The 6,000-nt window shown below is 54.0% G+C and carries 5 protein-coding genes and 1 pseudogene; 3 read left to right on the top strand and 3 right to left on the bottom strand.

The annotated features are described in order from the left end of the window. Nucleotides 1–7: 7 nt before the first annotated feature. Nucleotides 8–1,135 carry a hypothetical protein gene (locus RE6C_RS04750; protein ID WP_008654370.1) on the bottom strand — a complete coding sequence of 376 codons (1,128 nt, stop codon included), beginning with the start codon at nt 1,133–1,135 and terminating at the stop codon, nt 8–10. An 881-nt stretch (nt 1,136–2,016) separates the two neighbouring features. After that, on the bottom strand, nt 2,017–2,709 hold the full coding sequence (locus RE6C_RS04745) for a ParB N-terminal domain-containing protein (RefSeq protein ID WP_008654368.1): 693 nt from the start codon (nt 2,707–2,709) through the stop codon (nt 2,017–2,019). A gap of 727 nt (nt 2,710–3,436) precedes the next feature. On the opposite strand from RE6C_RS04745, the gene RE6C_RS29880 reads away from it, so the two are divergent. Next, nucleotides 3,437–3,859: a DUF1580 domain-containing protein gene (locus RE6C_RS29880; protein WP_081605563.1), complete on the top strand. Its 423-nt coding sequence runs from the start codon at nt 3,437–3,439 to the stop codon at nt 3,857–3,859. Nucleotides 3,860–3,897: 38 nt separating this feature from the next. On the opposite strand, the gene RE6C_RS32110 is transcribed toward RE6C_RS29880, so the two are convergent. After that, a complete protein-coding gene (locus RE6C_RS32110) occupies nt 3,898–4,098 on the bottom strand; it encodes a hypothetical protein (protein ID WP_160167186.1) in 201 nt (66 codons plus the stop codon). Between the two features lie 249 nt (nt 4,099–4,347). Between RE6C_RS32110 and RE6C_RS04730 the strand changes: the two genes are divergently transcribed. After that, nucleotides 4,348–4,647, top strand: a complete 300-nt coding sequence (locus RE6C_RS04730; protein WP_008654362.1) for a hypothetical protein — start codon at nt 4,348–4,350, stop codon at nt 4,645–4,647. Between the two features lie 82 nt (nt 4,648–4,729). Further along, nucleotides 4,730–5,800: pseudogene (locus RE6C_RS33440) on the top strand (tyrosine-type recombinase/integrase); the annotation flags it as partial. Nucleotides 5,801–6,000: the final 200 nt, after the last annotated feature.

Genomic DNA, 6,000 nt, shown 5'->3' with positions numbered 1-6,000 from the left:
CGCCGAATCAGCCGATGACTGGTTCGTAGATCTTCCAACCAAGCATTGGGTCGTAGTTCGCCAGTCGCGTTCGGTCTTCCGGATCGGAAGGCGGCGAATCGGGAAGCTGTTGCCGAACCGTATCGAGCATTCCGAAACGGCGGTGCAGCTGTGACGGGGTCATGCCGATCATGTCCAGCATCTGTCGAGCTTCGAGGACGCCTTCGGGAGACCACTTCGCTTTGAACGGTCGGCTCATGTAGTGGAAGGCTTTCATCGCCATCTGCTGTTCAGGCGTGTCATTCTTTAAGAAGTCCGGATCGAATGATTCCCAAGACGCATTCTTGAACTGCTCCGGGATGTTGTTGCGATCAGCAAACACCTGGTTCCTCTTGATCGGCACGATCTCCGGCTTGTCGGCATCAGGTGTGTAGCTCAGCTTGAGATCGTTCTTCGCCTTCGCGAACAGTTCCTCGAGCTTCGCCTTCAGCTTCCGCTTCTGACCATTCTTCGTCATCACGACACCGAGGTGTGCGTGGGCATGGGAGTAAGGGTCTCGGCTTTCACACGCAGGTACGACATGGATCGAGCCAACGGTTGGGCCTAGTAGCGTTACTTCCTTCTCCCGGGATCGGCCCTTCGTCTTGTCGAACCACCGAACGCCACGCTCCTTGTGGTAGTTCCCAAGTAGATCGAAGAACCGTGACAACAATCGGACCTGCGTAGGAAACGATTCCTGTGTGTCCGAAGTGATGCGGAACGTGTTCGGCTTCAGCGTGAATGTCTGGAGACGCAAGTGGTTGGTCCCCAGGTGCTCCGCAAACTTCTCGGACGCGGTCATCAGTTGCTGGGCTCTGTAGCGTGAAACGAGAGATGCACACCGGACACACATGTACTGCTGCTTGCAGTAATGGGTGTACCTCAGCATCGCTTGTCGTGATTTACCGCGGCGGTGGATGCCGCACTCTTTCGCACGCTTGCCTTCTTCACTCCAAGGCGTTCCGCCCGAGAGTATCGCTACATTGGCGTTCCGATCCAGCTGCCAATTCTTAGCGTTGAGGTTCTTCCAGGCCTTCGGATAAGCCCGCTTAAATTCTTCCGTAACATCGCGGTATTTAACTCCCGCGTCTGTTGAATGGAAATGGTTGTCCAACATATGCTTCTCTTCAACTTCTTTGTCGGGAAAAAGGTTGGTTGGGAACCTCGAACATGTTCGAGGAAAGACAGGTGACAGACGACATAACCCGGAGTAATGACTCCAGGGACGTTTCTGAGCACCAACGAAAAAAGCCCGCTGGATCACCCCGGAGGGCATAGCTCGTCTACTTGTCGCTTGTCTTGTTAGCGCGGTGCTGGCAGGCGGTTTTCAGGCTTGTGATTTGAAGGTAGGGATGTTCGACACGGAGGTAGCCGAGGATCCGAAGACGGAACCTACAGCCGTCCCGACAGGCCTTTGCCTCCACCGTCGTGATCCCTTTGTTGCGAACGGGATGACATCAGCGATGCCTGCGTGCCCGACGAACCACCCAGTAATGCAGACTGGTTGCACTGAAGTGGTTCTGGATCCGCTACGCTGGCTACTAGAAATGCGTTGGTTGCTTGAATGGAGGCCAGCCCGGCTACAGAGGTTTTTCTGAGTCAACGTCATATCACCGTGCGCAGGGCGTTATGCGTACATCACGCTCGATCGCCGAGAAGAGAAATGATAAAAGGGCCCGCGCAACGCACCGAACGTGCATTTGAATCGCTTGACCACGAACCTTTGGTAGCCGAGGTTTGTTGTCAATAATGGTCTAGAGAGGCCAGGCGAGCGGATATCGATCAATAGACGGTTGCTTACGGCCGCTCCGCCTATGGGCTGTCGCTCTAGCAGCTACTAACGTGATGCAGCGATTCGTCAGACATCCAACGAATCGCTGCAATATGGTTCGAGATCCGCAGACACCTCTTGCGTTCTCCACTACCAAGGTAGGCACCCTGGTCTTCCAAAAGGTCGACATAGAAAGATCAATGGCGACGACTTGCCGACCTTTTTTCCTAGCCGAGTGAAGGCAAAGACTTGTCCGTTGGCTGCAGCTCGTCTTCCCTGAACTCAGCTCGGCTGATGGCTTCACGCAAATTGAGTCGGCCTTGGCGTACATCGGAGGCTAGCTCGGGACGAAACTTGTGAAGGCTCAAAGCAGCCGAGAGATCTGGGCATTGCTGTCCATCACCTCTCTCAACTGAATGTTGAACCACGCCACTATCTAAGACCTCTACAAAGAAATTCTTCGCAACCACTTTCTGGTGGACATCGCCTCTCCCTGCGTCCGACCCGCTGGGGCGCTGCCGAGCCCGCTCTCTCCGATTCACGAGCACCGCTATCGCGGACATGACCCTTTGGTCAGGAGTCAGATGACGACGTGTCGTGTTTGCTTCTGCGAGGGCGTGCGGGTCAACGTCGACCACTTCGATAAGCTCATCTGGAATTGACTTGTCGAGTTCCGAAACGGCAAGCAACCGGCTACGACCATCAATGAGAAGCCGGTCTTTGTTGACCAAGATGGGGCGAAGCACGCCGTGGTCGTGAATTGACATCACGAGCCTATCGAGGTCAAAACGGCTGATCATCGGCATTCTCCGGCAAGCGTCATGGATACCGTTGATCTTGCCGCGATAACCACCGATCACTTCATCAATGGACCATTGGCAAAACAGTCCATGCTCTAGTTCATTTATCACAACTTCCATTTCTTTCTCCTCGTGTTAGTCAGGGATAGGCAGACACAGATGTCTCGCCATGCGATACGGCCGCCTCTCCGGCAGCCACATTGCCAATGTGTGGCCAGCGGAAACAAAGTTAAACAGACGTTTTTGTTCCGCCCTGAAGCAGCCTTCACCGATACGTCTGATGCCTGTCAGTTCGCGAGCAAAACCGGCCATTGATTTGCGGGTGAAAACCGGCCACCGCAGATCAGGAGCGAGTTCGCGATTGGAGATCCCCATGGCACGCGTTTCAACTCATCCCTGTGTCACTCAGTGTCCCATGCAGCGTCCAAAGCAGCAGGCATGACCAAGGCGATGGGCACAGCGGGCAGCAGTAGCAGAAAAGCTGAAGCGGCACCGTGCTAATAAAGCAGCAAGAAGAAAAACAGATTTCAGTCTGACTCAGCCAAGAGCAATGTCGCGGCGCAAACAGAAACTGAGTTCGGGGCTCGAGTCAGTCAAGAATGCAACGCGACTGGCAACCGACTTGAGGATGCCTTGACCGCATTTCTTAAAGAGGTCTTTTTCAACTCCGCAGCTTGCTACCAGATAGCGGACACAAGATTCACTGCTGTGCGCACTCAAGTTGTTTGTAATCACCCCTCCGGCGTTTCATTCACGTACACATGATTTTGCAGCAAACGTCAATTGAATCGTTCTTTGCACTCGGCTCCATTGATCAACACACACTTCAACCGTTTCGGAGAGAACGATGAATCAAGAAAACAAAAACCGGGGAGCTAAAGCTAACTACGCCAATCTCATGAGATTGGCGGAGGACTTGATCCAATTCAAAAACGTGCCGCCACTGTTGCAGAAGCGTGTTCATGCTTCGACTGCGTGGCGATGGGCCAATCGAGGCGTAAAGGGAGTCAAGCTCGAAACCGTAAGTGTCGGAGGCAAACGCTCAAAGAGCGTTCAGGCCGTCATGAGGTTCCTGGGGCGGACCTCAAAACGGCAAACGCGGTGTGCAGAATACTTTCGCATTCAACTGAGACCACGAACGAACCTCACGCAATCGCACGATCGATCGTTTTGCAGCATTCACAATTCGGCGAGGGCTCGCCGAATTGCTGGGTCGCATTGGTCCAGTTGGGCGAGATGGAATCGGTTCAAAAACAGACAAACCCGATAACCGGCACGGACGGCGAGATCCGCTTGCCGATGACTCCCTCATCGGGTCCGACGAGTTCTTTCGAACCCTAAGCTGGGCTGGACGTCGGGCTGTTGGGCAAGCGAAATCACTTCAAACATCACTTCGAACATCACTTCAAACATCACTTCAAACATCACTTCAAACATCACTTCAAACATCACTTCAAACATCACTTCAAACATCAGATCAACCATCGGACCAACCATGGCAACCAACACTCCAAACTTCATCGTCCTCACTGAGGAGGACTACGCGCGATTGATCGATAGGATTCAGCAGACGATTGTTGATGCGATTCCATCTAGCCAATCCGCCTCTCCGTTGCTCGTAAACTCAGCTGAGATGGCTCGTTTGCTATCGATCTCTGAGCAACACTTGGACAAGATGCGAAGAAAAGGGTGTATCCCATCGACAACTGTCGGCAGATCACGTCGATACTCTCCGCAGCAGGTAGTCGAGGCGTTGCGATGAGCGATTTCCCAATCCATCCTGCAGCTGAGATCATGCCGGACATGACTCCTGATGAGTTTCAGGAGCTCATTGAGGACAGGTACGGTCGACAGAATGGGTTCGCTCGCTACCAGATGACGAAGGAAGGCGACGTGATGCCCCCCACTCTGATCCAACTGATTGAGGAAGGGAAGTTGTTACTTCCGCTCCCCGACGGGATTGTCACTCATGAATCCGATGCTGAGTTGGCATGCCAACGAATCCGGGAGTCAGACGAGAAGGTGCCCGGGATCATGCCACTTGTCCGCATCAAATGAACCATCACGCAAACAGGCGCATTGATTGGTCAACTTGATCTAAAATAGAAACCACCCAAATTCAAGAAGCGAGGTAAAACGAATGGCTAGCCTGGAGCACGTTGCACGAGACGGACGCAATCACTACCGACTGCGATTGTCACTGGATAAGAAACGGATTCGCATCGGCTTGGGTGAGTTCAATGAAGAGCAAGCCAATGAGGCCAAGGAGCACATCGAACACCTGGTCGGACAGCATCGACGTGGACGCCCCCCAGCACCGTCCTCGGCTGACTGGCTGGATCGCCTACCGCTTGAGATCCATGATCGCATCGCGTCGCATGGACTGGTCGAGGCTCGCCAACGTGCAGAACTCCCGCGAACTGTGTTGGCGTTCATGCGTGCCTACATCAAAAGCCGGACGGACTGGAAAAAGCCGGAGAACTATCGGCAGGCCGTAGATCACCTTGAGGCTTACCTGGGAAAAGATGCTCCGCTTGGCAGTTTGGTAAAGGGAGATGTTGAGCGGTGGCAACGGTGGATGATTGATGACAAAAAAGGGCCGAAGTTGTCACCGAACACCGCGGGCCAGAACGTGAAGCGTTGCCGTCAGATGATGCGACAGGCAGTTGACGACAACCTGATCGAGTCGAACCCGTTCGTTGGGGTGAAGATTGATCTGCGAAGCGACACGAGTAAGAACCGGTTCATTGCAGCAGATCAAGCAACCGCGATCATGGAAGCTTGTCCTGACCAGGAATGGCGAGTGATCTTTGGTCTTTGCCGCTTTGCAGGGCTGCGTTGCCCGAGCGAAGTGCTGCGGTTGCGTTGGTCGGACATTCAATGGAACCGGGGACGATTCAAAGTCACGGCACCGAAGACGAAGCGATACGGGAAGGGAACGCGGATTGTGCCGCTGTTCCGTGAAGTCAGGACCGAGCTGGATGCTCTGTTCTCCATTGTGGGGCCTGGGCTGGAATGTGCCGCTGATTCCTATGTCATCCAGCGATACCGATGCAGCGAAGCCAATTTGAGGACCACGTACAACAAAATCGTGGAACGGGCTGGACTTGCGGTTTACCCGAAGCCGTTCATGGCATTGCGAGCCAGCAGGCGGACAGAGCTTGAGCGATCGGGCAGGCACAAAAACCACGTTCTGAACGACTGGTTTGGGCACTCGGGAGCCATCGCAGAAACCCACTACCTCAGCGTCACCGAGGATGACTTCCTCGATGCCCTCGCTGATGAACCAGCATCAAATGTGCCCTCAACAGATTTGGAGGGCACACAGGAGGGCACCTCAGTAGATAGTGCCGGGCCATCAGCAGATCAGCAGAAACCGAAGAAAGCCAACGATTGCGTGCCTGAGATGGC

It is taken from the genome of Rhodopirellula europaea 6C (genome assembly GCF_000338295.1).
Lineage (GTDB): Bacteria > Planctomycetota > Planctomycetia > Pirellulales > Pirellulaceae > Rhodopirellula > Rhodopirellula europaea.
This window is presented reverse-complemented; position numbering and strand designations above follow the sequence as displayed.

Coding starts and splice junctions, on each gene's coding strand:
- RE6C_RS04750 (WP_008654370.1), bottom strand. CDS start 1,135: ATGTTGGACAACCATTTCCATTCAACAGACGCGGGAGTTAAATACCGC.
- RE6C_RS04745 (WP_008654368.1), bottom strand. CDS start 2,709: ATGGAAGTTGTGATAAATGAACTAGAGCATGGACTGTTTTGCCAATGG.
- RE6C_RS04730 (WP_008654362.1), top strand. CDS start 4,348: ATGAGCGATTTCCCAATCCATCCTGCAGCTGAGATCATGCCGGACATG.
- RE6C_RS29880 (WP_081605563.1), top strand. CDS start 3,437: ATGAATCAAGAAAACAAAAACCGGGGAGCTAAAGCTAACTACGCCAAT.